The sequence below is a fragment of the Pseudomonas sp. Tof1 genome (assembly GCF_055390395.1).
In genome coordinates this window covers 5,852,170-5,877,139 of record NZ_AP024344.1, presented here as the reverse complement: position 1 = coordinate 5,877,139, position 24,970 = coordinate 5,852,170, and the positions used below count along the sequence as shown (strand labels likewise).

Below are 24,970 nucleotides of genomic sequence, written 5' to 3'. Positions count from 1 at the left end.
TGGAGCGCAACTGCGGGGACCGATGGTTGATCCCCTGCGATGTTCAGACGCCAAGGTTAGCGCTAACCGAGCCCTGTGCGCACCAACCACATTCAAAGGGCTGGCCGATTCGCGCCGAACGCTGCGTCGGGGCCTGCACCCAGGCACGCGACTGCCACGGCGGCTGGTGGCGCAGGTGCTGGGTGTGGCCGCAGGACAGTTCGGCGACCCAGTGGCCGTCCTCGTCCTGATGGAAACCGAGGATGAAAGATGGGGTTGGTTCAACCCGTCCGTCCGGGTTCCGTTCGCTTTCGGACGAATCCTTGTTTAGACTTGTCCGTTCTTCATTCTTCTGCAAAAGGTCTCGCCCCATGCTGATCGCCGCCAATAAGGCTGTGTCCATCGACTATACCCTGACCAACGACGCTGGTGAGGTCATCGACAGCTCTGCCGGCGGCGCGCCGCTGGTGTACCTGCAAGGTGCAGGCAACATCATTCCAGGCCTGGAAAAGGCCCTGGAAGGCAAGGCCGTGGGTGACGAACTGAACGTCACCGTCGAGCCTGAAGATGCCTACGGCGAATACTCCGCTGAACTGGTCAGCACCCTGAGCCGCAGCATGTTCGAAGGCGTCGACGAGCTGGAAGTGGGCATGCAGTTCCACGCTTCCGCTCCGGATGGCCAGATGCAGATCGTCACCATCCGTGACCTGGACGGCGACGACGTCACCGTCGACGGCAACCACCCGCTGGCTGGCCAGCGCCTGAACTTCAAGGTCAAGGTCGTCAACATCCGTGACGCGAGCCAGGAAGAAGTCGCCCATGGTCACATCCATGGCGAAGGCGGCCATCACCACTGAGTTCTGCTGCTAAGCTCTGGTTGTAGGAAGGCGCCCACGGGCGCCTTTTTAGTCCGCCGCGGTTTCGTCGCTGGAAACCGGTCGTGGTGTCGGGCAACAATGTCGGGACGTAACAGGGGATTATCGGGAGTTCGCCATGAGTGCTTTTCACGACCTTACGCTGGTGGCGCTGGACGGCCAGGACCTGCCTCTCGCTCCCTTCAAGGGGCATGTCGTGCTGGTGGTCAATGTCGCCTCCAAATGTGGCCTGACGCCGCAGTACGCGGCACTGGAAAACCTCTACCAGCAGTACAAGGGCCAGGGGTTCACGGTGCTGGGCGTGCCGTGCAACCAGTTCGCCGGCCAGGAGCCGGGTTCCGAAGACGAGATTCGCGAGTTCTGCAGCCTCAACTACGGGGTGACCTTTCCGTTGAGCCGCAAGCTGGAAGTCAACGGCCATGATCGTCATCAGCTCTATCGGCTGCTGGCGGGCGAGGGGGCCGAGTTTCCCGGGGACATCACCTGGAACTTCGAGAAGTTCCTGATGGGCAAGGACGGGCGCGTGCTGGCGCGTTTCTCGCCGCGTACGGCGCCGGATGATCCGGCGGTGATCCAGGCCATCGAAAAGGCGTTGGCCTGATACCGGTCCGTGACAGCCGGACTGCCTGGGGCGGACCAGTGGGAGCGGGCTTTGGCTTGACCGTGAAGCTTTTGGCGGCCTTGCGCTCCCCTTCGCGGGCAAGCCCGCTCCTGCAGGGTTCAGCGTTTTTCGGGCGCGGCCGGTTTCCTCACACTTTTCGAGCTTGATCACTCAGATCAATAGTGCTGGGCGTGGCGCTGACGGCGGAATATTATCCTGATCATAAATTCCCCTTCAGCCGTGGAGTGCCACCCATGTCGGTCCAAGCCTTGTTCAAACCTTTCCACCTTGGTGCCCTGGAACTGCCGACCCGGGTGGTGATGGCACCGATGACCCGTTCGTTTTCCCCAGGCGGCGTGCCCAATTCGAAAGTCATCGAGTACTACCGCAAGCGGGCGGCGGCGGGTGTCGGCCTGATCGTCACCGAGGGCACCACCGTCGGCCACCCGGCGGCCAACGGGTACCCGAACGTGCCGCATTTCTATGGCGAGGCGGCCCTGGCCGGCTGGAAGAAAGTGGTGGAGGCGGTACACGCCGAAGGCGGCAGGATCGTTCCGCAGCTCTGGCACGTGGGTAACGTGCGGCGCCTGGGTACCGAGCCGGATGCCAGCGTTCCCGGCTACGGCCCGAGCGAAAAACTCAAGGACGGCCAGGTGGTGGTCCACGGCATGACCCACCAGGACATTCAGGACGTGATCGCCGCGTTCGCCCAGGCGGCGAAGGATGCCAAGGCCATCGGCATGGACGGTGTCGAGATCCACGGCGCCCACGGCTACCTGATCGACCAGTTCTTCTGGGAAGGCAGCAATCAGCGCAGCGACGAATACGGCGGCAGCCTGGCCAACCGTTCGCGCTTCGCCATCGAGTTGATCCAGGCCGTACGCGCCGCCGTCGGCTCGGGCTTTCCGATCATCTTCCGCTTCTCCCAGTGGAAGCAGCAGGACTACACCGCGCGTCTGGTGCAGACACCGGAGGCGCTGGGTGAGTTCCTCAAGCCGTTGGCCGATGCCGGCGTGGATATCTTCCACTGCTCCACCCGACGTTTCTGGGAGCCGGAGTTCGAGGGTTCGACACTCAACCTGGCCGGCTGGACCCGCAAGCTGACCGGCAAGCCGACCATCACCGTGGGCAGCGTCGGCCTGGATGGCGAATTCCTGCAGTTCATGGTCAATACCGACAAGGTGGCCCAGCCGGCCAGCCTGGAAAAGCTGCTGGAGCGCCTGAACAACGATGAGTTCGACCTGGTGGCGGTGGGCCGTGCGTTGCTGGTCGATCCGGACTGGGCGGTGAAAGTGCGCGACGGGCGCGAGCAGGACATCCTGCCGTTCAGCCGCGAGGCCCTGGCCAGCCTGGTCTGAGGGCTATCGCGGAACCGGGGGCGCATGGGGCGTCCCCTGTTCCGCTTCGCAGGCGCCGCGCAACTGCATCTCGAACTGTTCGACGATCGCCCCCCAGCTCTGCCGGCTGGCATGCTGGCGCGCGTTCAGGCGCACGTTACGCAGGGTTTCCCCGCCTTCGAGCAGCCAGCAGGCGGCGTCACGAAAGGCCTCCTCATCGCCGGGCATCGCCAGCACGCCGTTGTAGCCATGGCGGATATGCTGGGCCGCCGCCGCCTGGTCATAGGCGACCACCGCCAAACCCGAGGCCAGCGCTTCGAGCACCACATTGCCGAAGGTTTCGGTCAGGCTGGGAAACACGAACAGGTCGCCGCTGGCATAGTGCGCCGCCAGGGTCTCGCCACGCTGGGTGCCGCAGAAAATCGCCCCGGGCAGTTCCTTCTCCAGCGTGGCGCGCAGTGGACCGTCGCCAACCACGATCAGCTTCAGCGTCCGTTGTGGATAAGTCGTCTGCAGGGCCTGGAAGGTACGGCCCAGCAGGCCGAGGTTCTTCTCGGTCGCCAGCCGTCCGACATACATCACGGCGATATCGTCCTGCGCCAACCCCCAACTTTCCCGCAGTGCATGCTGCCGCTTGGCCGGGTGGAACAGTTGGCTGTCGACGCCCCGCGACAGCAGTTCCAGGCGTTCGAAGTGCCGCCGCTCCAGTTCCAGGCGCTGGCTGACACTGGGCACCAGGGTCAGCTTGGAGCGGTTGTGGAACCAGCGCAGGTAATGGGTCAGCAAGCGCGTCAGCATCCCCAGGCCGTACTGGTGGGAGTATTGCTGGAAATTGGTGTGGAAACCGCTGACCACGGAGATTCCCAGGCGGCGTGCCGCGCGCAACGCGGAGAGGCCCAGGGGCCCTTCGGTGGCGATGTACAGCACGTCCGGGCGCTGGCGTTTCCAGCGGCGCAACAGCTTGTGCATCGACGACTGACCCCATTGCAGGCCCGGATAGCCCGGCAGTGGCCAGCCGCGACACAGCAACAGTTCGGTGTCACTGGGACGGGTCTGGTCGCAGCTCTGGCGCGGGCGCACCAGCTCGATCTGGTGACCCCGGGCGCGCAAACCCTCGCACAGGCGGCCAAGGGTATTGGCCACGCCGTTGATTTCGGGTGGGAAGGTTTCGGTGATCAGGGTGATATGCAGAGCTGTCGTCATGGTTGCAGTATTCACCCGGGCCCGTTGCGGGGTTGTGGCATTTGGGTGATGGATTTGTGACGGAGGCTCCAGACTGCCCTTCGCGTCCTCGATATCCGGGTCACTGGCTCGTTATCATCAGGCGTCCACCACGTTCAAGGAGATCCCGTGACCGACAATATCTATGCGCCGCCCCAGGCGGACCTGAATGCACCGCGCAGCGAGGCCATCGGCCGCTTCTACGTGGTTTCGAAAACCAAGTTCTTCCTGCTGTTCATCTTCAGCCTGGGGATTTACCAGATCTACTGGTCCTACAAGAACTGGAGCCAGTACAAGGCATCGACACAACTGGATATCTGGCCGGCTGCCCGCGGGCTGTTCGCGATCTTTTTTGTCCACGCGCTGTATCGCCATGTCGAAAAGAGCATCCTGGCCAGCGGCCGCGGCTATCGCTGGGATGCCTCGCTCTGGGCGACCCTGTTCGTGGTCTTCGCGGTACTCGGCAACGTGCTGGAGATGCTGGTCAGGAAGAATATCGGCGGCTCGCTCCTGGTGGTGCTCAGCACCTTCTGGGTGTTTGCCCAGGTCTTCGTCACCTGGCAGGGCCAGCAGGCGATCAATTTTGCCAGCGGTGATGTCGAGGGTGACAGCAACGCCAGCTTCAGCCCGCTCAATTACCTGGTTATCGTGCTCGGCGGTATCGTCTGGGTGCTCGCCCTGATCGGCATCTTTGCACTCCCGAGCTGAAATGAGCACCGGGCCGATGACTGGCCCGGTGCCATGTGACTGGCCTGGCGTCAGCGTGCAACCGGCGCCAGTGCCTCATCCCCGCGTTCCCGTACCCAGAACAGCGTTGCCCCGGCAATCGCCGCCGGCATCATCAGCAGGTTGACCACCGGAATCAGCAGCGCCAGGTAGACGCTGCCACCGAAGCTCATGCTCTGCCAGCGCTTGCTGCGCAGCCAGGCGAGCATGTCCTGCCAGCTCATCTTGTGGTTGTCCGCCGGATAGTCGATGTACTGGATCGCCATCATCCAGACCCCGAACAGCAGCCACAGCGGTGCGGCGATGATGTTCACCACCGGGATGAACGACAGGATGAACAGCCCGATGGCCCGTGGCAGGAAATAGCCCAGCTTGCGCATTTCCCGGGCCAGGGTCCGTGGCACCATCGCCAGCAGTTCGCCCCAGCTGAAGGCTGGGAAGTTGTCATTGCCGCGCACCACCACCTCGACCTTTTCCGCAAGAAAACCGTTGAACGGCGAGGCGATGATGTTGGCCAGCATCGTGAAGGTGAAGAACACCATCAGGATCACCAGCACCACGAACAGCGGCCAGAGGATGTAGTTGAGAAAGCTCAGCCAGCCGGGCAGGGTCGGCATCAGGTGATCGACCCAGAGGCTGAACTCATGGCCGGCGAAATAGATCAGCCCGACGAACAGCACCAGGTTGACCAGCAGCGGCAGCAGGACAAACAGGCGCAGCCCCGGGCTCAGGACCAGTTTGAGGCCCTCGCGCAGGTAGTGTGGGCCGGACATCACGGGTGCGGGCATAACGGGCTCCGAAGCAGGTGAAAACGCGCCGACCTTACCGGCTTTGCACAGGCGGTGAAAGCGTCGACATTTAAGGTAACAAAGGGATCGGGCAGAACGTCCCTATGGATAGAGACCTGCTATGAGCTGGATTGTTATTGCGTATTTCCTTAATCTTTGCCCCCTCGTTACGCTGCACAACATTATTTTTCAGGACTGTGTGCTACAAGCCTTCCCCAAGCGCTTTCGCAGTCCTTTTTTATTCCAGCCGGTTCGCCGGCGTTCCGTCCCGGTGCCATACGGGCGGTCGACAGGAGTGAGTCATGTCTGAAGTACGTCATTCGCGAGTGATTATTCTCGGTTCCGGCCCTGCCGGTTACAGTGCTGCGGTCTATGCGGCTCGGGCCAACCTCAAGCCGCTACTGATCACCGGCATGCAGGCCGGCGGCCAACTGACCACCACCACCGAAGTCGACAACTGGCCCGGTGACGTGCACGGCCTGACCGGCCCGGCGCTGATGGAGCGCATGCGCGAACACGCCGAGCGTTTCGAAACCGAAATCGTCTTCGACCACATCAACGCGGTGGACTTCGCCAAGAAGCCCTACACCCTGGTCGGCGATAGCGGCACCTTCACCTGCGACGCCCTGATCATCGCCACCGGCGCCAGCGCCCGCTACCTGGGCCTGCCTTCGGAAGAGGCCTTCATGGGCAAGGGCGTTTCGGCCTGCGCGACCTGCGACGGTTTCTTCTACCGCAACAAGCCGGTCGCCGTGGTCGGTGGTGGCAACACCGCCGTGGAAGAGGCGCTGTACCTGGCCAACATCGCCAGCACCGTGACCCTGATCCACCGTCGCGACACCTTCCGCGCCGAGAAGATCCTGATCGACAAGCTGCACGCCCGTGTCGCCGAAGGCAAGATCATCCTCAAGCTGAACGCCACCCTGGACGAAGTGCTTGGCGACAACATGGGCGTGACCGGTGCCCGCCTGAAGAACAACGATGGCAGCTTCGACGAGATCAAGGTCGACGGCGTGTTCATCGCGATCGGCCACACCCCGAACACTTCGCTGTTCGAAGGCCAGCTGGAACTGAAGGATGGCTACCTGGTGGTGCAGGGCGGCCGTGAAGGCAATGCGACCGCCACCAGCGTCGAGGGTATCTTCGCGGCGGGCGACGTGGCTGACCATGTCTACCGCCAGGCGATCACCTCGGCCGGCGCCGGCTGCATGGCGGCACTGGACACCGAGCGTTACCTGGACGGTCTGCAGAACGCATCGTTCTGAGTGAACCTGAAATGAAAAAACCGGCCCTTGGCCGGTTTTTTTGTATCTGTGCCAGGCAATGCTGTTCTGTGGCACTTGTTCGCGGATAAATCCGGCTCCCACAAGAGCCATCTGCCGCACACCACATAGGTGCCTGACGGGACCATTGTGGGATTTATCCGCGAAAGCCTCAGCGCCGGGTCAGCGGCTGCGCGGTGAACTTCACGCCGGCCAGGCCGTGCTTGATCAGCGCACGGATGTTGCCGTGATCGCTGCCTTCAGGGGTCGCCAGCACCGAACGGTAATGCTCGCCAAACGCCAGCAGCGCCTGCTGGTCACTCAGGCCTTCGAGCAGGGCCAGGCCCAGGGTCTTGCACGAGCCCTCGTTCTGCCCGGCGGCATTTTCCACGCCACCATTGTTGAAGGCCTGTGGCTGGTAGTCGTAGCCGGCGGCGATGAAGGCCAGGGTGTCGGCAAAGACGTGCTCGCCGCTCTCTAGGCTGGCGCGCAGGGTGTTCAGATCAGTCATGGGGTTTTCCTTTGGCGAATGCCGCCTGTTGTTCGGCACTGGCTTCTTTCTGGTATTGGGCTTTCCACTCGGCGTAAGGCATGCCGTAGACCACTTCACGGGCCTCGTCGAGGCTCAGCTCGATCCGGCGCTCGTCGGCTTCGGCCTTGTACCACTTGGACAGGCAGTTGCGGCAGAACCCGGCGAGGTTCATCAGGTCGATGTTCTGCACGTCCTTGCGGTTGTCCAGGTGGGCGACCAGCCGGCGAAAGGCGGCGGCTTCGAGTTCGAGGCGTTCTTGCTCGGTCATGATGGGCTCTGTGCTTGGGGAACGTAGGGCGCGATGATATGAGCCTGGCGCCGCTAGCGCCAGGCAGCTCAGGTTTTCAGCGGTTTGCCGCCAGGGTGATCGATACCGACTCGGCGAACCGCAGGGCGTGCGGCTTGTCGACTTCGACCTCGGCGTAGAGCACCGCCTGGTTGCTCATCACCAGGTCCAGCAGTTCCTGGGTCATGCGTTCGAGCAGGGCAAAGCGGTTGCCCTCCACGTGCTGGATGATCGACTTGGTGATGGTGCGGTAATTCAGCGCATGATCGATATCGTTGTCACGCACCGCCTCCTGGGCGGCGTACAGGATGGTCAGGTTGATCAGCACATCCTGCTTGTTGAGGATCTCTTCCTCATTGATCCCGATGAAGGTGCGCAGGCGCAGGTCCTTGACCCGGATCCGGGCCATTCCCGGTTGAAGTTGTGGCATTTACTTGCTCCGTCCGATCAGTTGCAGGAACTCCATGCGGGTGGTGTTCGAGTCGCGGAAGGCGCCGAGCATCACCGAGGTGTTCATGGTCGAATTCTGTTTTTCCACGCCGCGCATCATCATGCACATGTGCTGCGCCTCGATCACCACCGCGACTCCGGCAGCGCTGGTTACCTGCCGGATCGCCTCGGCGATTTCCCGGGTCAGGTTCTCCTGGATCTGCAGGCGCCGGGCGAACATGTCGACGATCCGGGCGATCTTCGACAACCCCAGCACCTTGCCGGTCGGTATGTAGGCGACGTGGGCCTTGCCGATGAACGGCAGCAGGTGATGTTCGCACAACGAGTACAGCTCGATGTCCTTGACGATCACCATCTCGTCGTTGTCCGAGGCGAACAGCGCCCCGTTGACCACCTCGTCGAGGGTTTCGGCATAGCCGTGACACAGGTACTGCATGGCCTTGGCCGCCCGTTTCGGGGTATCCAGCAGACCCTCGCGATCCGGGTCTTCACCCAGGCCGAGGAGGATCTCGCGGTAATGCTCGGGCAGTGATGCGCTCATTGCGTGGTTTCCTCGCGGGCGGCCTACTTGAGGTGCCGGCCGCCATTGACGGTCAAGGTTGTGCCGGTGACATAGGGATTGTCCAGCAGATAGCGCAGGCTCTGGTAGATCACCTCGGCACCGGGCTCGATGCCCATGGCCGACTTGGCCAGGGTCTTGGCGCGGTACGCCGCGTCGTCGTCGGGGTTGAACATCAGCAGGGCCGGGGCGATGCCGTTGACCTTGATCCGCGGGGCGTATTTGGCCGCGAAGGACAGCGTCAGGCTGTCGAGCCCGGCCTTGCTGGCGCAGTAGGCGATGTGCTTGCTGCTGCCCTTGCGGGTCACGTCATCGCTGATATGAATGATGTCGGCCTGTGGCGAACGGCGCAGCAGCTCGGCGCAATGCAGGTTGATCAGGTACGGCGCGAGCATGTGGATGCCGAACATCCGGGTGAAGGCTTCGCTTTCGTCTCCCGGGGTCTCGGCCAGCCACGCCGAAGCATTGTGGACGATCGCCCGCAGGCTGTCGGCGTGCTGCTTGAGGCTGTCGATGAAGGCCAGGATGCCGGCTTCGCTGGCGAAGTCGGCGAACAGCGTGATCGCGCCCTGTTCCCGCAGGCTCTGCAGGCCCGGGCGCTCGCTGCGGTAGCTGACGATCACCGGGCAGCCGTCGGCCAACAGCCGCTCTGCGCAATGCAGGCCGACGCGCTGGCTGGCGCCAGTGATCAGGATCGGGGCGGAGGACGATGGCATCGAAGGCTCGCGGCAGGCTGTGAAGGGGTGACTGGAGTCAAACTATACCAGCCACACGCCTTCCACAACCATGCCGCGAGCCCGCGCCAGCCTCAGCGGCTGCGGGTGGGCGCCGTGCCCGGCAGCGTCCGCGGCGGGGTGCCGTGCAGCCAGCCGGCGAGCAGTCGGGTCGACAGGGGAATGAAGCAGTACACCATCATCGGTGTCAGCATCAGGGTGCTGACGAGAATCCGCGGCACCAGTTCCAGCTCGGCCAGTAGGGGCCCCAGCACGAAGTTGAACAGCAGCGACACCGGAAAGAATGCCAGCCAGATCGCCACGCTCTGCTTCCAGCGTGGCGGGCGCTGGTCGGTGTTGCCGAACCAGCCTTCCAGGCCGCTGACACGATGTTCGGAAGGCCGTGCGAACAGGTCGCCGCCGCGTTCCAGCCAGGCCTTGCGCGAGGCGGAGTGCTCCCAGGCGTGCAGGGTGTCGGCGTCGCTGAAGCGGAAAATCATCTGGAATTCGTTGTCGCCGGGAGGTGGCGCGAGTACACCGGAACCCAGGTAGCCGGGAAAGTCGGTAGCCAATTGTTCGCCTTCCTGGAGCCAGGCGAGCATGTCGTGATAACGGCCGTCGGCGACGCGACGGGCCACCATCATGGTGACGGGTGAGGTAGACATCATGTATCTCCACAAGACGGGCAGGCTGTCCGGGTAGGACCACTGCGAAATGCAGCGCCGGGGTGTTGGGCTGCACCTGGAGGTAGTGCAAGAATCATTCCCTGTTGCGGGAAAAGCACAAGTTGTATTAAACGTAGTGTTTCATGTTTGAAGAAACGGGTGCGGTATAGGCTAGAATATCTGGAAAATTTTACACATTGATGTGAAAAACATGTCTGTCATCAGCGAACGTGACGCGATCGAGCTGCCGTTGCCGGCTCTGAAGCAGGAAGAGCTGTTTCCCATCCGCGAGGTTTCGCGCCTGACCGGTGTGAACCCGGTGACCCTGCGTGCCTGGGAGCGGCGCTATGGCCTGATCCAGCCGACACGCACCGAAAGTGGGCATCGTCTCTATGCCATGAGCGATATCGAGACGGTGCGCAGCATTCTCGGCTGGATCGAGCGTGGGGTGGCCGTCAGCAAGGTGGGCAAGCTGCTGGCGAAGCAGGCGGCGGTGCGGGTGCCCGAGACTGAACGGTTGTTGCCGTTGCCGCTCGAGGACTGGCAAAACTGCCAACTGCAACTGGGCGGCGCCATCAGCCGCTTCGACGAACTGGCGTTGGAGCGCCTGTACGGGCAGATTTTTTCCAGCTATCCGCTGACGGTGGTCTTCCAGAATATCCTGATGCCGCTCTGGCAGGAGTTGCGTGCCCAGTGCGACGCCTACGGCCAGACCAGCGAATGGCTGTTTCTCGACAGCTTCCTGCGTGGCCGGGTGTTGCAGCGGTTGCAATCGGTCAGGGGAGGCACCGGCGAACGGATCGTTCTCGCCGCCTTGCCGGGCGATTGCCGCGAACTGGAACTGCTGGTCGCTGGCCTGCTGCTGGGCAATGGCGAATGGCCGATCAGCGTACTGGCCATCGGGCAGCCGTTCGACGAGTTGCCGCTGATCTGTGAAAAGGCCCGGCCTCGGGCGCTGGTGTTGTACTCCAACCGCTCACCGGCCTCGGACATGCCCCGGCGGTTGAACCGCCTGGCGCTGGCGGTGGAGTGCCCGGTGATGCTGGCCGGCGATGCCTCGGATCTGCTGCAGGATACGCTGGAAGGCACCAGCATCGGTTGCCTGGGGCACGACGGCCAGTCGATGCGCCAGCGCCTTCAGCAGTTGCTGGCCGGCAAGCTCGATACCTGATGATCGGCCGTGCAGGCCTTCAGGCGTGAAATTCCGGGTGCGCCAGGCGGTGCTGTTGCAGGATGTACTGGCGCAATCGCTGGATTTCGTCCGGGTTGCTCTGGTTGAGTCGGTAGGCGTACAGGCCCTGTTCGGTTTCGCGCTCGAAACGTCCCTGCAGGGCGATACGTTCATAGCCTGACGGGCTGAACCACTGGTTGAACTGCCGGGGCGGCTTGAGACCATTGCGCAATTCCAGCAATACCCCCTTGAACGAAATCTCGCGGACCGCCAGTGCTCCAGGCTCGCCGCGGACGTTCTCCAGGTACACCGGGGTTGCCAGGGCCAGGCGCCACGGCCGGACCCGCGGACCGTCCTCGAAGATGCTCGGCACGCCCAGGCGCAGGTGCTGGGCATGGAACTCGTCCTCGACCAGGTGCAGCGGAAAACTCATCTTCTGGTTTTCGAAATTGGCCTGGAGGGTGACCTGCTCATGGGCCGCCAGCCTCGTCAGCAGGTCGCGGATCTGCGACACGCCGTTGACCAGCAGGCTCGACGAATTGTCGCGCTTGTTGAGCTGCGGGTTGTGCTGCATGTTCCGGATGAAATCCAACTCGTCCTGAGTCAGAAGGGCAGTGCGGGGCATGATCGGGCTCGAGAAAACAAGGCGGTCTGGTTGAGGCGGCTGACGCTGCATAAGACAACGGATTGCATCATTGGTTGACGCCACTGGTCGCCCGGAGGGCTTCGAGTTCGGCCTTGACCTCGGCCAGTTGCGCCTCCAGTTGGGCAGCCCGTTGCTGGGCCTTCACCTGGGCCGTGACATCCTTCTGCACACCGACGAAATAGGTCAGTTGGTCGCTTTCGTTGAACACCGGCGAAATCGACAGTTCGTTCCAGAAATGCGTTCCATCCTTGCGATAGTTGCGAATGATATGGCGGCACGGCTGGCGTGTGCGCAACGCTTCGCGAATCAGCGCCAGGGCCGGCTGGTCGCGATCGCCGGACTGCAGGAAACGGCAGTCCTGGTAGAGAATTTCCTCCTTGCTGTATCCGGTAAGGCGTTCGAAGGCGGGGTTGGCGTAGATCAGGATGTTGTCTTCGCCTTCCTGCTCCGCAACCACGATACCTTCGTTGGAGGCATCGATGACAAGTTGCAGCAATTTCGAATTGATCATTGTCGGAGAAATCCACAGTCCATTGGCACGCCATTCAAGTTTAAGAGAATGTCCCGGCGGGTCAATGCCGGCCGGGACGTGTGGAGGGAATTTCAGTGGGAATATTTCTCATCTGGTAATATCCCCGGCTTTACACAGCTCCAGGATGAGATTGATGAAAGTCGCCATTCTTTCCGGCTCGGTCTACGGCACCGCCGAAGAAGTAGCCCGTCACGCCCAGCGGATCCTCGACAAGGCCGGCCTCGAGGCCTGGCATGACCCGCGTGCGAGCCTGGCCGACGTCCAGGCGTTCGCCCCCGAGGCCTTTCTGGCGGTGACCGCCACGACCGGCATGGGCGAGCTGCCGGACAATATCCAGCCGCTCTACTACGCCATTCGCGATCAGTTGCCAGCGGCCTGGCGCGGCCTGCCGGGTGCGGTGATCGCCCTCGGCGATTCGAGTTATGGCGACACCTTCTGCGGTGGCGGCGAACAATTTCGCGAACTGTTCGCCGAACTCGGCCTGCGTGAGGTCCAGCCGATGCTGCGCCTGGACTCCAGCGAAACGGTCACCCCTGAAACCGACGCCGAGCCCTGGCTGGCCGAGTTCATCAGCGCACTGAAAGGTTGACCGGCCGCTCGCGCAGCAGCGCCAGCCAGGCCTGCGCGGCTTGTGACAGATAGGCGCCACGGCGCCATATGAAGGCGATATCCCAACGCAGGTCGGTGGGCGAACTGAGGCTCAGGCGGACCACGCCGGGCCGCACCAGCGAGCGGGCGACCACGCTGGGCATCAGCGCCACGCCTTGCCCGGCGGCCACCAGTGCCGCGAGGAAGTCCGCCTGGCCGCTGCGCCCGCTTTCCCTGGGGGTGAACCCCAGCCGCTCGCAGGCCTGGATCAGCCGATGGTTGAGCACGAAACTGCGCTGATACAGCAGAAAGGGCGTGTCGGCCAGTTGCTCCAGGCGAATCGAGCCTTCCTCGGCCAGTGGATGGTCGATTGCCAGCAGTACATCCAGGGGCTCGTCGCAGAACGCCTGGCAGTCGAACGCCGGGTTGCTTGGCGTGAGACCGGCACCCAGCTCCAGCTCGCCACTCAGCACCGCCGGTTCGATGTTCAGGCTGCCGCCCTCGAGCAGTTGGATGGCGATATTCGGATAGCGTCGCCGATACTCGGCGAACAATCCGGCGAACAAGGTATCGCCGCCCAGTTGCGGCAGCCCCAGGCGCAACTCGCCCCGGGCCAGTTGGCTCAGGTCATCGAGTTCGTGCAGCAGCCCGTTGCGCAGGCGCAACATTTCCTCGGCCCGTTGCAATACCACCCGGCCGGCAGCGGTCGGCAGCACCTGTGGGCCCTGGCGGTCCAGCAGCATGACCCCGAGGCTGTGTTCCAACTGGGCGACCTGCTTGCTCACCGCCGACTGGCTGATGTGCAGGGTCTTGGCGGCCTGGGTGAAGCCGCCCTGGTGAACCACTTCGACAAAACTGCGCAGTTGCTTGAATTCCATGGGCCAATTCCAATTTGGAATGGATGTCAGTCTAACAATTCGCTTTTGGGATGAAAGGCCCGGCTCTAGAATTTTCGCCATGGGAGGGCCTGAATCCGATGAACAGATCACTGCTGAAAAAAACCGCGCGTCTGCTCGCCGAACTGTCGGTGTTGTGCGGCCTCTATCTGCTCGGCGGTCAGGTGGCGGCCTGGACCGGCTGGCCGATTCCCGGCGGGGTGATCGGGCTGGCGCTGCTGTTGCTGCTGTTCGCCTCGGGGCGGGTCAAGCCGGCCGCGCTGCAACTGGGCGCCGGCTGGCTGATGGCGGAGATGCTGCTGTTCTTCATCCCGGCGCTGATGAGCCTGCTGGACTATGGCGCCATGCTGCGCCAGGACGGTTGGCGGATCCTGCTGGTGATCATGTGCAGCACCCTGCTGGTGATGCTTTCGACCGCGTTCACCGTCGAATGGGTCTGCCGCTGGAGCAGCCGCCGTGAAGCTTGAGTGGATGTCGCTGTTCTGGCTGGCGTTGACCCTGGGCGCCTATGCCTTCAGCCGCTGGAGCTACCGACGCACGGGGCGTTACCTGTTGTCGCCGCTGATCCTGGTGCCGATCATCCTGCTGGCGGTCGCCGTTCCGTTGCACACCGCCTATGCCGAATACTCGCGCGACACCCATTGGCTGGTCCTGGTACTGGGGCCTGCCACCGTGGCCTTCGCGGTGCCGATCTGGCAGCAGCGTGGCCTGCTCGTTCGCCATTGGCCGGCGCTGTTGCTGGGCATGCTGGCCGGCAGCGTGGCCTCCATCGGCAGTTCCTACGGGCTGGCCCGTGCCCTGTCGCTGGACAGTGCCCTGGCCCTGTCGCTGGTGCCGCGCTCGATCACCACGCCCTTCGCCATGCCGCTGGCCCGTGATCTGGGCGGTGTACCCGACCTGACGGCGGTGTTCGTGCTGGTCACCGGGGTGTTCGGCGCGATGGTCGGTGGCGTCCTGCTCAAGTGGCTGCCATTGCGCAGCAGCCTGGCGCGTGGTGCGCTGTTCGGCGTCGGCGCGCACGGTGCCGGGGTCAGCCGGGCCCGTGAAGCCGGAGGCGAGGAGGGTACGGTCGCCGGCCTGGTGATGGTCCTGACCGGCCTGCTCAACCTGTTTTGCGCGCCACTGCTGGCTATGCTGATCTGAATCGGCCGGGCTGATGCCAGCGGGGAGGCGCGGACTATCCCTCTGCCTTATCGCGCACCATTCACCCCCAGCCGTATTTATTGTGACCGGATGCCACGTGTCCGACACTCAGGCTCTATATCCCATTGCCCCTGGCTGGAGAGCTGTCATGAGTGAGTCTGTGCGCTTCGAAGATAAAGTGGTGATCGTCACCGGTGCCGGCGGTGGCCTGGGGCGGGCCCACGCGTTGCTGTTCGCCCGCCACGGTGCGCGGGTGGTGGTCAACGATCTGGGTGGCTCGACTCACGGCGAGGGCGCCAGCGCCTCGGCAGCGGACCGGGTAGTAGCGGAAATCCGCGAGGCTGGCGGCACCGCCGTGGCCAATCACGATTCGGTAACCGACGGCGACAAGATCGTGCAGAACGCCCTGGATGCCTTCGGTCGGGTCGACGTGGTGGTGAACAACGCCGGCATCCTGCGCGACAAGACCTTCCTCAAGATGGAGGACGCCGACTGGGACCTGGTCTACCGGGTGCATGTCGAGGGTGCCTACAAGGTCACCCGCGCCGCCTGGCCGCATCTGCGCGAGCAGAACTACGGCCGGGTGATCTTCACGGCCTCCACCTCCGGCATCTACGGCAACTTCGGCCAGTCCAACTATGGCATGGCCAAACTCGGGCTGTATGGCCTGACCCGCACCCTGGCGATCGAGGGGCGCAAGAACAACATCCTGGTCAATGCCATCGCGCCCACCGGCGGTACCCGCATGACCGAGGGGCTGATTCCGCCGCAGGTGTTCGAACTGCTCAAGCCGGAACTGATCAGCCCGCTGGTGGTGTTCCTCGGCAGCGAGCAGTGCGAGGAAACCGCCGGCCTGTTCGAGGTCGGTGGCGGCTGGATCGGCAAGACCCGCTGGGAGCGCAGCCTGGGCGTCGGTTTCGATCCGCACAACGGTTTCGGCGTGGACGAGGTCGCGGCCAACTGGCAGAAGATCTGCGACTTCGACAATGCCGTGCACCCCGCGGATACCCCGAGTCCCTGCAACAGATGATGGCGAACCTGCAAAAATACAGCGGCTGACAGGCGTCGCCGGTGAGCGAACGCCGGCCATAAAAAAGGCCGCTGTAATCACAGCGGCCAAGGAAAGACGTTTGATCAAGGAGCGATAAATCAACGTCAGTGAAGCAGGTGACCATCGGTTCGCCGGCGAGCCGATGTCGAAACCGGGGCGGCCGCACTGGCCGCAACCGCCTTCAGTGCAGAGTCGATGACTCGATGCCCGAACCTCTCCCGAAGCTTTGACCCTCCGAGCGATTCCCCTGAAAGCCAGGCCAGGATAGGGAATTGTCGCGCCCTGAAACAGTGCGCTTCATGACAATCACTGTTGCAGCGGGCGTAACAGTCGCGAATGACTGTGCCGAGGTCGCACCTTGTGTCGGCGAGCCTCATCCATTCCCCCTATGGCGTGCCATCCAGCCCTTCGATGGTCCCCTGCAAGCCCGCGCCGGTGCGGCCATTCATCCTTTGGAGGTACAACGAAAATACCTCCTTGGTGCGCTTATCGCTCCCGCTGGCGCTGGGTAGGGTGAAGCCTTCTGTCACTCACCGGGGAAGACGCATGACAAAAACAACAATGCGCGCCATCTTCACGCCGCAGGCGCTGGCGGTAGCCGTGGCTCTGGGGGCGAGCGCCCAGGCCAATGCGGTTTCGTTCAATATCGGGGAGATCGAGGGCAAGTTCGACTCGTCCCTGTCGGTCGGTGCGAGCTGGGGGATGCGCGATGCCGACAAGTCGCTGGTCGGGGTCTCCAACGGCGGTACCGGCCAGGCGTCCACCGGTGATGACGGACGGCTGAATTTCAAGAAGGGCGAGACCTTCTCGAAGATCTTCAAGGGCATCCACGATCTGGAACTGAAGTACGGCGATACCGGTGTATTCGTCCGTGGCAAGTACTGGTACGACTTCGAACTGGCGGACGACGACCGTGAGTTCAAGGACATCAGCGACCATCATCGCGACGAGGGCGCCCGCTCTTCCGGCATCGAACTGCTCGATGCCTTCGTCTACCACAACTATTCGATTGCCGATCTGCCGGGCACCGTGCGCCTGGGCAAGCAGGTGGTCAGCTGGGGCGAAAGCACCTTCATCGGCAACTCGATCAACAGCATCAACCCCATCGACGTTTCGGCCTTCCGCCGGCCCGGCGCCGAAATCAAGGAGGGGCTGATTCCGGTCAACATGTTCTTCGCCTCCCAGAGCCTGACCGATTCGCTGACCGTCGAGGGCTTCTACCAACTGAACTGGCAGAACACGGTTGTCGATAACTGCGGCACCTTCTTCGGCAACGACGTGGTGGCCCATGGTTGCAACAACAACTACACCGTCGGCAGCCCGGCCATCGCGCCGCTGCAGCCGGTAGCCGCGGCCTTTGGCCAGGGCTTCGAGGTCACCTCCGAAGGCGTGGTGGTGCAACGCAGCAAGGATCGTGAAGCCCGTGATGGCGGCCAGTTCGGCGTAGCCCTGCGCTGGCTGGGCAATGACACCGAGTACGGCCTCTATTTCATGAATTACCACAGCCGGACCCCGACCGTCGGTACCACCACGGCGGGCCAGGCCACCATCAACTCCCTGGGCAGCATTCTGCCGCTGGTGCCTGCCGCCTTCCGCACCGGCCTGGCCCAGAGCATCATGCTGGGGCGCGGCCAGTACTACCTGGAGTACCCGGAGGATATCCGTCTCTACGGCGCAAGTTTCTCCACCACCTTGCCCACCGGCACCGCCTGGAGCGGCGAGATCAGCTACCGGCCCAATGCGCCGGTGCAACTCAACACCACCGACCTGACCCTGGCCCTGGTCAACCCGATTGCCGGTGGTGCCGCCTCGCCGATCCGCACCACGGCCGGCTCCGACAACACCGGCTATCGCCGCAAGGAAATCACCCAGGCGCAAACCACCCTCACGCAGTTCTTCGACCAGGTGCTGGGCGCCGATCGCCTGACCCTGGTGGGCGAGGCCGGGATCACCTACGTCGGCGGCCTGGAGTCCAAGGACAAGCTGCGCTACGGGCGTGACTCGGTCTATGGCGCCTACGGCTTCCAGGGTGATACCGGCGGTTACGTCACCGCCACTTCCTGGGGCTACCGTGCCCGGGCGATCCTCGACTACAGCAACGTGATTGCCGGGATCAACCTCAAGCCCAATCTGTCCTGGTCCCACGACGTCAAGGGCTACGGCCCCAACGGCCTGTTCAACGAGGGCGCCAAGGCGGTCAGCATCGGCGTGGATGCCGACTACCGCAACACCTACACCGCGAGCCTGAGCTACACCGACTTTTTCGGTGGCCGCTACAACACCCTGATTGACCGCGATTTCCTGGCGCTCAGCGTCGGCGCGAACTTCTGATCAAGGCTGAATAAGGACTACTTCATGCGCAAGATGATTCTGCAATGCGGCGCCCTGGCCCTGAGCCTGCTGGCGGCCAACGTGATGGCGGCGGTTTCCCCGGAGGAAGCGGCCAAGCTGGGCACCACCCTGACCCCGATCGGCGCGGAAAAGGCCGGCAACGCCGATGGTTCGATTCCGGCCTACACCGGCGGCATTCCGAAAAACGCTGGCGCGGTGGACAGCAAGGGCTTCCTCGCCGATCCGTTCGCCAATGAAAAACCGCTGTTCGTGATCACGGCGGCCAACGCCGAGCAGTACAAGGCCAAACTCTCCGATGGCCAGTTGGCGATGTTCAAGCGTTATCCACAGACCTACAAGATTCCGGTCTACCCCAGTCATCGCACCGTGGCCCTGCCACCGGCGGTGCTCGAGTCGGCCAAGCGCAGTGCCCTCAACGTCACCGCGATCAACGACGGCAACGGCCTGGCCAACTTCACCGGCAACCGCTACTACGCCTTCCCGATTCCGAAGAACGGCGTGGAGGTCCTGTGGAACCACATCACCCGCTACCACGGTGGCAACCTGCGCCGCACCATCACCCAGGCGACGCCGCAGACCGACGGTTCCTTCACCCCGATCACTTTCGAGGAAGAGGCTGCGGTGCCCTCTGAGATTCCTGATCTGGCGCCGGACAAGGGTGCCAACGTGCTGACCTTCTTCAAGCAGGAAGTCACCGCGCCGGCGCGTCTGGCGGGTAACGTGCTGCTGGTGCACGAAACCCTCGACCAGGTGAAGGAGCCGCGCCTGGCCTGGGTCTACAACGCCGGCCAACGCCGTGTGCGCCGGGCCCGCAGGTCGCCTATGACGGGCCGGGTACCGCCGCCGATGGCCTGCGTACCTCGGACAACTTCGACATGTTCTCCGGCGCGCCGGATCGTTACGACTGGAAACTGATCGGCAAGAAGGAGATGTACATTCCCTACAACAGTTACAAGCTGGACTCGCCCAGCCTCAAGTACACCGATGTGATCAAGGCCGGGCATATCAACCAGGACCTGACCCGCTACGAGCTGCATCGGGTCTGGGAAATCGAGGGCACGGTCAAGCCGAGCGAGCGGCACATCTACGCCAAGCGTCACATGTACATCGACGAGGACAGCTGGCAGGTCGCGCTGGTGGACCACTACGACGGTCGTGGCCAGCTGTGGCGGGTGGCCGAAGGGCATGCGCAGTTCTACTACGATCACCAGGTGCCGGCCTACACCGTCGAAACCCTGTATGACCTGATTGCCGGTCGCTACATCGCCCTGGGCATGAAGAACGAAGAGAAGCACAGCTTCCAGTTCGGCTTCGTCGGCAAGGCCGCGGACTACACCCCGGCGGCGCTGCGGGCCAGCGGCGTGCGCTGATAACAGTCGCCACGGAACTCGTGGCCGCTGTGGAGTCCATGGGAGCACACGTGCCGGTGGGAGCTGGATGTACCCGCGAAGAACGATCACGCACTTATCCTGGATAAACGCGTGGTTGGGTTCGCGGATAAATCCTGCTCCCACTGAGGCCGGCTCCCACAACCTTTCTCTCCTGAAGCTTTTTTATGAGGTCCGATCAGCCTCCTGAATACTTGTTCATGCCGGTGCCCGAACAGGAATAGGGTAAGCGGATAAAACCAAGAAAGGCTGCCGCCATGACCGCCATGACCCCGCGTCTGGATCGTCCCGGGTTCCTGCCTCGCCTGTCCTCCCGTCATCTGTCGCGCCCACGCCTGAGTATTCCCCTGATCGAGTCCCAGGCCCGGGTCCGTCTGCTTTGCGCCCCCGCCGGCAGCGGCAAGAGCGCGCTGCTTGCCGAATGCCTGCTGCAGGCGCCCGCCGAGTGCGGGGTGTGCTGGCTGCCTCTGGCCGGGGCGAACCTGGCGACCGAGGCCTTCTGCAGCGCCCTGGCCGAAGCCCTGGGCCTGGACGGCCCATGTGACGAGTCGAGCCTATTGGCCCGGCTGGCCCGCTGGAGCACACCGACCTGGATTTTCCTCGACGACTATTGCCGCCTGCCCGACCCGGCACTGGATCAGTTGCTCGACCGCCTGCTGGCGGTCAGCAGCCCGATGTTGAGCTGGTGGCTGGGTGGACGGCGCCGGCCCCACTGCAACTGGCCACGACTGTTGCTGGAAGGCGAACTCCATGAGGTCGGGGCCGCGCAACTGGCTTTCGAGCGCAGCGAGATCGAACGCCTGGTGGTCAACCCGACGAGCCAGGTGTCCCCCCAGTGCATCGAGCGGATCAGCCAGTACACCGGCGGCTGGTGTGCCGGCGTGCGGGTGGCGTTGCTGGAGGCGCCGGCCTGGATCGCCAACGACCCGGATGCCGGTTCGCGGCGCTCGGCGACCCTGCTCGATTACCTGCAACACGAACTGTTCGACGTGCTGGCGCCCGAACTGGCCGAGGCCTGGCGGGTACTGGCCCATTTGCCGCGGTTCAACGCCGACCTGTGCGAGCACCTGTTCGGTGTGGGCGAGGGGGCCCAGTGGATGCGCACCCTGCAGGAGCTGGGGTGCTTCGTCGAACCCTGGGAGGAATCCGGCGAATGGCTGCGGATATTCGCCCCGCTGACCCTGCTGCTGCGTGACGAGCCGTGGCCGGCCGCACGCTCCTGGCATCGGCGGGCCTGCCAGTGGTTCAGCGCCCGGGGTGACTGGCAGGCGGCGGTGGAGCAGGCCCTGGCGGCCGAAGAGCTGGAAGTCGCGGCGAGCCTGCTGCACAACTTCAGTTTCGACTACCTGTTCGAGGGCCAGAACGTCCCGTTGCTGTTGCGCCTGCACGAGCAGCGCCCGGACGAGCTGTTGTTCGGTACCCCGCATCTGCTTGGCCTGATCACCACCGCGCTGCTGTTCGCCGGACGTTTCGACGAGGCGGCGCGGAGCATCGAGCAGATGGCCCGCTTCGCTCCACAACCGTCGGCGGCGGCCCAACGGCAGTTGGTTGCGCGTTGGCAGGCGCAGCAGGGTTGGCTGTTGCACCTGCAGGGACGGGCGGCAGCGGCCCGCGAGCATTTTCTCGACGCACTCCAGGACCTGCCGCCGGCGGCCTGGCCGGCGCGGCTGTTCTGCCTGTCGGGCTTGACCCAGCAGGCCCTGCTCAATGGTGAACTGGAGCAGGCCCATGCCTTGAGCCGGGAGGCCCTGTGCCTGGCCCGGGCGCAAGGCTCGCTGCTGTTCGAGGCGTTGCTGGAACTCGACCACGCGCAATTGCTGGAGCAGCGCGGGGCCTTGCAGCGCAGCGAGGCGCTGTTGGAGAACATCCAGGCGCTGCTGCTGGCCAAGCATTACGTGACCGGTCCGTTGCGCGGGCGTGTGGCCCTGCGCCAGGGGCGTCTGGCCCTGCGCCAGGGCCATGACCAGCAGGCCGCCGAATACTTCCGGACCGGGCTCGATGAATGCCTGCGTTGCCACGATAAACGGGGGCTCTACGGCTTTCTCGGGCTGGCGTTGCTGGACGCCAACCAGGGTAATTATCCCCAGGCCTTCGTACGCTTGCGCGATGCCGAGCGGCTGATGCAGCAGCGGCATATTCCCGACACGGTATACCGGGCGGTGCTGCTGATGATCAGCAGCCATTTCTGGTTACAGCAGGGACGTCCCGAACTGGCGGATGAAGCGCTGACCCGGGTGCTGCGCCACTATCGCGGGCCGAACGCGGTACAGGCGCCGCCGGCCACCCTGGAGCTGATTCCACGGCTCGAGTATCTGCTGGTGCTGGCCCAGGTCTACCAGCACAAGCCTTGTGCGGCGCTGGAGTCGCTGGCCCGGCAACTGGAGCAGGCCCAGCACCGGGGCATGCAGGGCATCGAGACGGAGATTCGCCTGGCCCTGGCGGAGGTGGCGTTCCTGCAGGGGCAGGTAAGCCTGGCCCGGACTCATCTCGGCGAGGGCCTGGCACTGGTCGGTCGCTGCAATCTGCAACAGGCGCTGCGCGAACTGCGCCTGCGTCAACCGGGCCTGCTGGCGGCGCTGGGGGTCGAGGAGGAACTGGTGGCCAGCGGCGACAACCCGTTGAGCCAGCGCGAACTGGAAGTGCTCAGGCTGATCGCCCAGGGCAGTTCCAACCTGCAGATTGCCGACCAGTTGTTCATCTCGCTGCACACGGTGAAGACCCATGCCCGCAGGATCCACAGCAAGCTCGGTGTCGAGCGCCGCACCCAGGCGGTGGCCAAGGCCAAGGCGCTGGGCCTGATGGGCTAGGACAAGGCTGATGTCGTGGGCGTTGGGCTCAGCTGCGCAAGCGCTAGCCTGTGGGAGCCGGATGTATCCGCGAAGCCTTTGGCAGTCCCAAGGGCCTATTCGCGGATAAATCCGGCTCCCACAGTCACGGGCTTTTCTGGTAGCCCATCCGCCAACTGATCGCCTCGCTGGCCGCCAGCAGGCGCTTGGCCGCCGGGCCGTTTTCATCGGCATGGAACAGCGACGTCGGGCCCACCACCGTCAGCACCGCCACCACCTGGCCCAGGGCATTGAACACCGGTGCCGACAACGCATCGACCCCCGGCATCAGCAGGCCATGGACGAAGTGCAGCCCACGCTGGCGGATCTGTTCGCAGGTCGCGGCGTAGGTGGCGGCATCGGCCAGGGGATGCGGGTGGCCGGCCTTGAGCTCGGCCTCGCGCAGGTCGACGGTCTCGCGATCCGGCAGGAAGGCGTTGAACACCAGGCCGGTGGATGAACTGAGCAGCGGCAACACCGAGCCCAACTGCGTGACCACGGTCACCGCACGCACCGCCGGCTCGATATGCACCACGGTCGCCCCGTGATTGCCCCAGACCGCCAGGAAGCAGCTTTCATTCAGGTCATCGCGCAGCTCCGCCAGGGGCATCGCCGCCACCTGCAGCACATCCATGCCGTTCAGCGCCGCGAGACCGACCCGCAACGCCTCGCGACCGAGGCCATAGTGATTGGTGGCGACGTTCTGTTCGGCGAAACCGCTGGCGATCAGCGCCTGCAGGTAGCGGTGCACCTTGCTCGCCGGCATCTGCACATGCTCGGCCAGGCGCGACAGCGAGGTGCTGGGCGACAGCTCGGCGAGGGCCTTGAGGATATCGGTGCCGACCTCGGCCGAGCGGACTTTCTGTTTGGCGTTGCTGTCGCTGCTGCGCGGCTTTTCCATGGAGGCGATGTGATCCCGGGACGAATGGGCGTCTTTATAGCTTGACGAGCACAGGCAATCAAATTACGTTTTGCATAATCGAATTACGCAATTCATAAATTTCGATCCAATAAAAACAACCGACCTTGCTGCCTGTCCGTGATTGGGGGAGCCGGCACGGGTCCACTCCACCAGGAGGCTCCATGAACCTCGACTCCACGACGCTGGCCTACCAGTCCGGCTTCGGTAACGAATTCAGCAGCGAGGCGCTGCCCGGCGCGCTGCCGGTCGGCCAGAACTCGCCGCAGAAAGCCCCTTACGGGCTCTACACCGAGCTGCTGTCCGGCACCGCGTTCACCATGGCCCGCAGCGAAGCCCGGCGCACCTGGCTGTATCGCATACAGCCCTCGGCCAACCATCCGGCGTTCGCCAAGCTGGAGCGACAGCTGGCCGGCGGCCCTCTGGGCGAGGTCACGCCCAATCGCCTGCGCTGGAACCCGTTGCCGATTCCGGAGCAACCCACGGATTTCATCGATGGCCTGGTGAGCATGGTCGCCAACTCGGCAGCGGATAAACCGGCCGGCATCAGCGTCTACGGCTATCGCGCCAACCGCTCGATGGAGCGGGTGTTCTTCAACGCCGACGGCGAACTGCTGCTGGTACCCGAACAGGGGCGCCTGCGCATCGCCACCGAGCTGGGGGTGCTGGAACTCGAACCGCTGGAAATCGCCGTGCTGCCCCGTGGCCTGAAATTCCGCATCGAACTGCTCGATGCAACGGCTCGTGGTTATGTCGCCGAGAACCACGGCGCGCCGTTGCGCCTGCCGGACCTGGGACCCATCGGCAGCAACGGCCTGGCCAACCCACGCGATTTCCTCGCGCCCGTGGCCCATTACGAGGACCGCCGGCAGCCGACCACCCTGGTGCAGAAATTCCTCGGCGAGCTGTGGGGCTGCGAGCTGGATCATTCGCCACTGAACGTGGTCGCCTGGCATGGCAACAACGTGCCGTACAAATACGACCTGCGGCGCTTCAACACCATCGGCACGGTCAGCTTCGATCACCCGGACCCGTCGATCTTCACCGTGCTGACCTCGCCGACCAGCGTGCCGGGCATGGCCAACCTCGACTTCGTGATCTTCCCGCCGCGCTGGATGGTGGCGGAGAACACCTTCCGTCCGCCGTGGTTCCACCGCAACCTGATGAACGAATTCATGGGGCTGATCCAGGGCGCCTACGATGCCAAGGCCGAAGGTTTCCTGCCCGGCGGCGCGTCCCTGCACAGTTGCATGAGCGCCCATGGGCCGGACGGCGAGACCTGCAGCAAGGCGATCGCCGCCGAGCTGGCGCCGAGCAAGATCGACAACACCATGGCCTTCATGTTCGAGACCAGCCAGGTACTGCGTCCGAGCCGCTTCGCCCTCGACTGCCCACAGTTGCAGAACAATTACGACGCCTGCTGGGCAAGCCTGCCCAACACCTTCACCCCGGATCGGAGATAACC

General features: G+C 63.8%; 25 protein-coding genes and 2 pseudogenes. 14 read left to right on the top strand and 13 right to left on the bottom strand.

Going from position 1 to position 24,970, the window contains the following annotated elements; translation table 11 throughout:
• Positions 1–43 precede the first annotated feature (43 nt).
• Positions 44–382, bottom strand: coding sequence for a DUF3565 domain-containing protein (locus ACZ5KU_RS26435; protein ID WP_464736471.1), 339 nt, complete (start codon positions 380–382; stop codon positions 44–46).
• Between ACZ5KU_RS26435 and ACZ5KU_RS26430 the strand changes: the two genes are divergently transcribed.
• From ACZ5KU_RS26430 to ACZ5KU_RS26420, 3 genes are all read left to right on the top strand, one after another.
• On the top strand, positions 351–836 hold the full coding sequence (locus tag ACZ5KU_RS26430; protein ID WP_054057319.1) for an FKBP-type peptidyl-prolyl cis-trans isomerase: 486 nt from the start codon (positions 351–353) through the stop codon (positions 834–836). The genes ACZ5KU_RS26435 and ACZ5KU_RS26430 overlap by 32 nt on opposite strands.
• 136 nt (positions 837–972) lie before the next feature.
• A complete protein-coding gene (locus tag ACZ5KU_RS26425) occupies positions 973–1,455 on the top strand; it encodes a glutathione peroxidase (RefSeq protein ID WP_054057318.1) in 483 nt (160 codons plus the stop codon).
• A 254-nt stretch (positions 1,456–1,709) separates the two neighbouring features.
• Positions 1,710–2,813 carry an NADH:flavin oxidoreductase gene (locus ACZ5KU_RS26420; protein WP_464736470.1) on the top strand — a complete coding sequence of 368 codons (1,104 nt, stop codon included), beginning with the start codon at positions 1,710–1,712 and terminating at the stop codon, positions 2,811–2,813.
• Between the two features lie 3 nt (positions 2,814–2,816).
• Here ACZ5KU_RS26420 and ACZ5KU_RS26415 read toward each other — a convergent pair whose 3' ends face one another.
• Positions 2,817–3,995 (bottom strand): glycosyltransferase family 4 protein, encoded by a 1,179-nt coding sequence (locus ACZ5KU_RS26415; RefSeq protein WP_416770492.1) that lies wholly within the window; start codon positions 3,993–3,995, stop codon positions 2,817–2,819.
• Positions 3,996–4,142: 147 nt separating this feature from the next.
• Between ACZ5KU_RS26415 and ACZ5KU_RS26410 the strand changes: the two genes are divergently transcribed.
• Positions 4,143–4,721, top strand: coding sequence for a hypothetical protein (locus ACZ5KU_RS26410; protein ID WP_054061733.1), 579 nt, complete (start codon positions 4,143–4,145; stop codon positions 4,719–4,721).
• 50 nt (positions 4,722–4,771) lie between these two features.
• Here the strand turns inward: ACZ5KU_RS26410 and cysZ are convergent, their stop codons facing one another.
• Positions 4,772–5,527 (bottom strand): sulfate transporter CysZ, encoded by a 756-nt coding sequence (gene cysZ, locus ACZ5KU_RS26405; RefSeq protein ID WP_464736469.1) that lies wholly within the window; start codon positions 5,525–5,527, stop codon positions 4,772–4,774.
• 302 nt (positions 5,528–5,829) lie between these two features.
• On the opposite strand from cysZ, the gene trxB reads away from it, so the two are divergent.
• Positions 5,830–6,792 (top strand): thioredoxin-disulfide reductase, encoded by a 963-nt coding sequence (gene trxB, locus ACZ5KU_RS26400; protein ID WP_054057313.1) that lies wholly within the window; start codon positions 5,830–5,832, stop codon positions 6,790–6,792.
• A 169-nt stretch (positions 6,793–6,961) separates the two neighbouring features.
• Here the strand turns inward: trxB and ACZ5KU_RS26395 are convergent, their stop codons facing one another.
• The 6 genes from ACZ5KU_RS26395 to ACZ5KU_RS26370 all read right to left on the bottom strand — a co-directional run bounded on the left by ACZ5KU_RS26395 (position 6,962) and on the right by ACZ5KU_RS26370 (position 9,994).
• Positions 6,962–7,300: a HopJ type III effector protein gene (locus tag ACZ5KU_RS26395; protein WP_010445219.1), complete on the bottom strand. Its 339-nt coding sequence runs from the start codon at positions 7,298–7,300 to the stop codon at positions 6,962–6,964.
• Positions 7,293–7,589: a DUF1244 domain-containing protein gene (locus ACZ5KU_RS26390; RefSeq protein ID WP_054057312.1), complete on the bottom strand. Its 297-nt coding sequence runs from the start codon at positions 7,587–7,589 to the stop codon at positions 7,293–7,295. Before ACZ5KU_RS26390 ends, ACZ5KU_RS26395 begins: the two co-directional genes overlap by 8 nt.
• Before the next feature lie 76 nt (positions 7,590–7,665).
• Positions 7,666–8,037 (bottom strand): dihydroneopterin triphosphate 2'-epimerase, encoded by a 372-nt coding sequence (gene folX, locus ACZ5KU_RS26385; RefSeq protein WP_054057311.1) that lies wholly within the window; start codon positions 8,035–8,037, stop codon positions 7,666–7,668.
• Positions 8,038–8,598, bottom strand: a complete 561-nt coding sequence (gene folE / locus ACZ5KU_RS26380; protein WP_054057310.1) for a GTP cyclohydrolase I FolE — start codon at positions 8,596–8,598, stop codon at positions 8,038–8,040. It lies immediately after the preceding gene.
• A 23-nt stretch (positions 8,599–8,621) separates the two neighbouring features.
• On the bottom strand, positions 8,622–9,332 hold the full coding sequence (gene folM / locus ACZ5KU_RS26375; RefSeq protein ID WP_054057309.1) for a dihydromonapterin reductase: 711 nt from the start codon (positions 9,330–9,332) through the stop codon (positions 8,622–8,624).
• A 92-nt stretch (positions 9,333–9,424) separates the two neighbouring features.
• A complete protein-coding gene (locus ACZ5KU_RS26370) occupies positions 9,425–9,994 on the bottom strand; it encodes an antibiotic biosynthesis monooxygenase (protein ID WP_054060562.1) in 570 nt (189 codons plus the stop codon).
• Between the two features lie 211 nt (positions 9,995–10,205).
• On the opposite strand from ACZ5KU_RS26370, the gene ACZ5KU_RS26365 reads away from it, so the two are divergent.
• Positions 10,206–11,165: a MerR family transcriptional regulator gene (locus ACZ5KU_RS26365; protein ID WP_464736468.1), complete on the top strand. Its 960-nt coding sequence runs from the start codon at positions 10,206–10,208 to the stop codon at positions 11,163–11,165.
• A gap of 19 nt (positions 11,166–11,184) precedes the next feature.
• Here ACZ5KU_RS26365 and ACZ5KU_RS26360 read toward each other — a convergent pair whose 3' ends face one another.
• Both ACZ5KU_RS26360 and ACZ5KU_RS26355 read right to left on the bottom strand, forming a co-directional pair.
• Positions 11,185–11,790, bottom strand: a complete 606-nt coding sequence (locus ACZ5KU_RS26360) for a hypothetical protein (RefSeq protein WP_054061730.1) — start codon at positions 11,788–11,790, stop codon at positions 11,185–11,187.
• Positions 11,791–11,857: 67 nt separating this feature from the next.
• Positions 11,858–12,322, bottom strand: a complete 465-nt coding sequence (locus ACZ5KU_RS26355) for a PAS domain-containing protein (protein ID WP_464736467.1) — start codon at positions 12,320–12,322, stop codon at positions 11,858–11,860.
• Positions 12,323–12,476: 154 nt separating this feature from the next.
• On the opposite strand from ACZ5KU_RS26355, the gene ACZ5KU_RS26350 reads away from it, so the two are divergent.
• The gene (locus tag ACZ5KU_RS26350; protein ID WP_054061728.1) at positions 12,477–12,932 is read left to right on the top strand and encodes a flavodoxin; all 456 of its coding nucleotides are present in this window, start codon (positions 12,477–12,479) and stop codon (positions 12,930–12,932) included.
• Here ACZ5KU_RS26350 and ACZ5KU_RS26345 read toward each other — a convergent pair.
• On the bottom strand, positions 12,913–13,809 hold the full coding sequence (locus tag ACZ5KU_RS26345) for a LysR family transcriptional regulator (protein WP_054060567.1): 897 nt from the start codon (positions 13,807–13,809) through the stop codon (positions 12,913–12,915). The two genes, ACZ5KU_RS26350 and ACZ5KU_RS26345, sit on opposite strands and share 20 nt — an antisense overlap.
• Before the next feature lie 98 nt (positions 13,810–13,907).
• Here ACZ5KU_RS26345 and ACZ5KU_RS26340 point away from each other — a divergent pair, with 98 nt between their 5' ends.
• The 6 genes and pseudogenes from ACZ5KU_RS26340 (at position 13,908) to ACZ5KU_RS26315 (ending at position 22,568) form a co-directional block, all read left to right on the top strand.
• Positions 13,908–14,294 (top strand): CidA/LrgA family protein, encoded by a 387-nt coding sequence (locus ACZ5KU_RS26340; RefSeq protein ID WP_054060568.1) that lies wholly within the window; start codon positions 13,908–13,910, stop codon positions 14,292–14,294.
• Complete coding sequence (locus ACZ5KU_RS26335) at positions 14,284–14,970, top strand: LrgB family protein (RefSeq protein WP_054061727.1); 687 nt, start codon at positions 14,284–14,286, stop codon at positions 14,968–14,970. The genes ACZ5KU_RS26340 and ACZ5KU_RS26335 overlap by 11 nt, the downstream gene beginning before the upstream one ends.
• A 148-nt stretch (positions 14,971–15,118) precedes the next feature.
• Positions 15,119–16,029: pseudogene (locus ACZ5KU_RS26330) on the top strand (SDR family oxidoreductase).
• 538 nt (positions 16,030–16,567) lie between these two features.
• On the top strand, positions 16,568–18,352 hold the full coding sequence (locus ACZ5KU_RS26325; protein WP_273825806.1) for a DUF1302 domain-containing protein: 1,785 nt from the start codon (positions 16,568–16,570) through the stop codon (positions 18,350–18,352).
• A 24-nt stretch (positions 18,353–18,376) separates the two neighbouring features.
• Positions 18,377–19,743: pseudogene (locus tag ACZ5KU_RS26320) on the top strand (DUF1329 domain-containing protein).
• Between the two features lie 275 nt (positions 19,744–20,018).
• Positions 20,019–22,568 (top strand): LuxR C-terminal-related transcriptional regulator, encoded by a 2,550-nt coding sequence (locus ACZ5KU_RS26315; protein ID WP_464736466.1) that lies wholly within the window; start codon positions 20,019–20,021, stop codon positions 22,566–22,568.
• 124 nt (positions 22,569–22,692) lie between these two features.
• On the opposite strand, the gene ACZ5KU_RS26310 is transcribed toward ACZ5KU_RS26315, so the two are convergent.
• Positions 22,693–23,487, bottom strand: a complete 795-nt coding sequence (locus tag ACZ5KU_RS26310; protein ID WP_054060357.1) for an IclR family transcriptional regulator — start codon at positions 23,485–23,487, stop codon at positions 22,693–22,695.
• 182 nt (positions 23,488–23,669) lie between these two features.
• Here ACZ5KU_RS26310 and hmgA point away from each other — a divergent pair, with 182 nt between their 5' ends.
• A complete protein-coding gene (hmgA, locus tag ACZ5KU_RS26305) occupies positions 23,670–24,968 on the top strand; it encodes a homogentisate 1,2-dioxygenase (protein ID WP_054060358.1) in 1,299 nt (432 codons plus the stop codon).
• Positions 24,969–24,970 lie beyond the last annotated feature (2 nt).

What these genes read in the sequence shown, in the direction of transcription:
- ACZ5KU_RS26420 (WP_464736470.1), top strand. Translation starts at nt 1,710, where the DNA reads ATGTCGGTCCAAGCCTTGTTCAAACCTTTCCACCTTGGTGCCCTGGAA.
- hmgA (WP_054060358.1), top strand. Translation starts at nt 23,670, where the DNA reads ATGAACCTCGACTCCACGACGCTGGCCTACCAGTCCGGCTTCGGTAAC.
- ACZ5KU_RS26395 (WP_010445219.1), bottom strand. Translation starts at nt 7,300, where the DNA reads ATGACTGATCTGAACACCCTGCGCGCCAGCCTAGAGAGCGGCGAGCAC.
- ACZ5KU_RS26315 (WP_464736466.1), top strand. Translation starts at nt 20,019, where the DNA reads ATGACCGCCATGACCCCGCGTCTGGATCGTCCCGGGTTCCTGCCTCGC.
- ACZ5KU_RS26310 (WP_054060357.1), bottom strand. Translation starts at nt 23,487, where the DNA reads ATGGAAAAGCCGCGCAGCAGCGACAGCAACGCCAAACAGAAAGTCCGC.
- ACZ5KU_RS26350 (WP_054061728.1), top strand. Translation starts at nt 12,477, where the DNA reads ATGAAAGTCGCCATTCTTTCCGGCTCGGTCTACGGCACCGCCGAAGAA.
- trxB (WP_054057313.1), top strand. Translation starts at nt 5,830, where the DNA reads ATGTCTGAAGTACGTCATTCGCGAGTGATTATTCTCGGTTCCGGCCCT.
- ACZ5KU_RS26370 (WP_054060562.1), bottom strand. Translation starts at nt 9,994, where the DNA reads ATGTCTACCTCACCCGTCACCATGATGGTGGCCCGTCGCGTCGCCGAC.
- folM (WP_054057309.1), bottom strand. Translation starts at nt 9,332, where the DNA reads ATGCCATCGTCCTCCGCCCCGATCCTGATCACTGGCGCCAGCCAGCGC.
- ACZ5KU_RS26365 (WP_464736468.1), top strand. Translation starts at nt 10,206, where the DNA reads ATGTCTGTCATCAGCGAACGTGACGCGATCGAGCTGCCGTTGCCGGCT.
- ACZ5KU_RS26435 (WP_464736471.1), bottom strand. Translation starts at nt 382, where the DNA reads ATGGACACAGCCTTATTGGCGGCGATCAGCATGGGGCGAGACCTTTTG.
- ACZ5KU_RS26390 (WP_054057312.1), bottom strand. Translation starts at nt 7,589, where the DNA reads ATGACCGAGCAAGAACGCCTCGAACTCGAAGCCGCCGCCTTTCGCCGG.
- ACZ5KU_RS26345 (WP_054060567.1), bottom strand. Translation starts at nt 13,809, where the DNA reads ATGGAATTCAAGCAACTGCGCAGTTTTGTCGAAGTGGTTCACCAGGGC.
- ACZ5KU_RS26415 (WP_416770492.1), bottom strand. Translation starts at nt 3,995, where the DNA reads ATGACGACAGCTCTGCATATCACCCTGATCACCGAAACCTTCCCACCC.
- ACZ5KU_RS26355 (WP_464736467.1), bottom strand. Translation starts at nt 12,322, where the DNA reads ATGATCAATTCGAAATTGCTGCAACTTGTCATCGATGCCTCCAACGAA.
- folE (WP_054057310.1), bottom strand. Translation starts at nt 8,598, where the DNA reads ATGAGCGCATCACTGCCCGAGCATTACCGCGAGATCCTCCTCGGCCTG.
- ACZ5KU_RS26360 (WP_054061730.1), bottom strand. Translation starts at nt 11,790, where the DNA reads ATGCCCCGCACTGCCCTTCTGACTCAGGACGAGTTGGATTTCATCCGG.
- ACZ5KU_RS26425 (WP_054057318.1), top strand. Translation starts at nt 973, where the DNA reads ATGAGTGCTTTTCACGACCTTACGCTGGTGGCGCTGGACGGCCAGGAC.
- cysZ (WP_464736469.1), bottom strand. Translation starts at nt 5,527, where the DNA reads ATGCCCGCACCCGTGATGTCCGGCCCACACTACCTGCGCGAGGGCCTC.
- ACZ5KU_RS26430 (WP_054057319.1), top strand. Translation starts at nt 351, where the DNA reads ATGCTGATCGCCGCCAATAAGGCTGTGTCCATCGACTATACCCTGACC.
- ACZ5KU_RS26325 (WP_273825806.1), top strand. Translation starts at nt 16,568, where the DNA reads ATGACAAAAACAACAATGCGCGCCATCTTCACGCCGCAGGCGCTGGCG.
- ACZ5KU_RS26340 (WP_054060568.1), top strand. Translation starts at nt 13,908, where the DNA reads ATGAACAGATCACTGCTGAAAAAAACCGCGCGTCTGCTCGCCGAACTG.
- folX (WP_054057311.1), bottom strand. Translation starts at nt 8,037, where the DNA reads ATGCCACAACTTCAACCGGGAATGGCCCGGATCCGGGTCAAGGACCTG.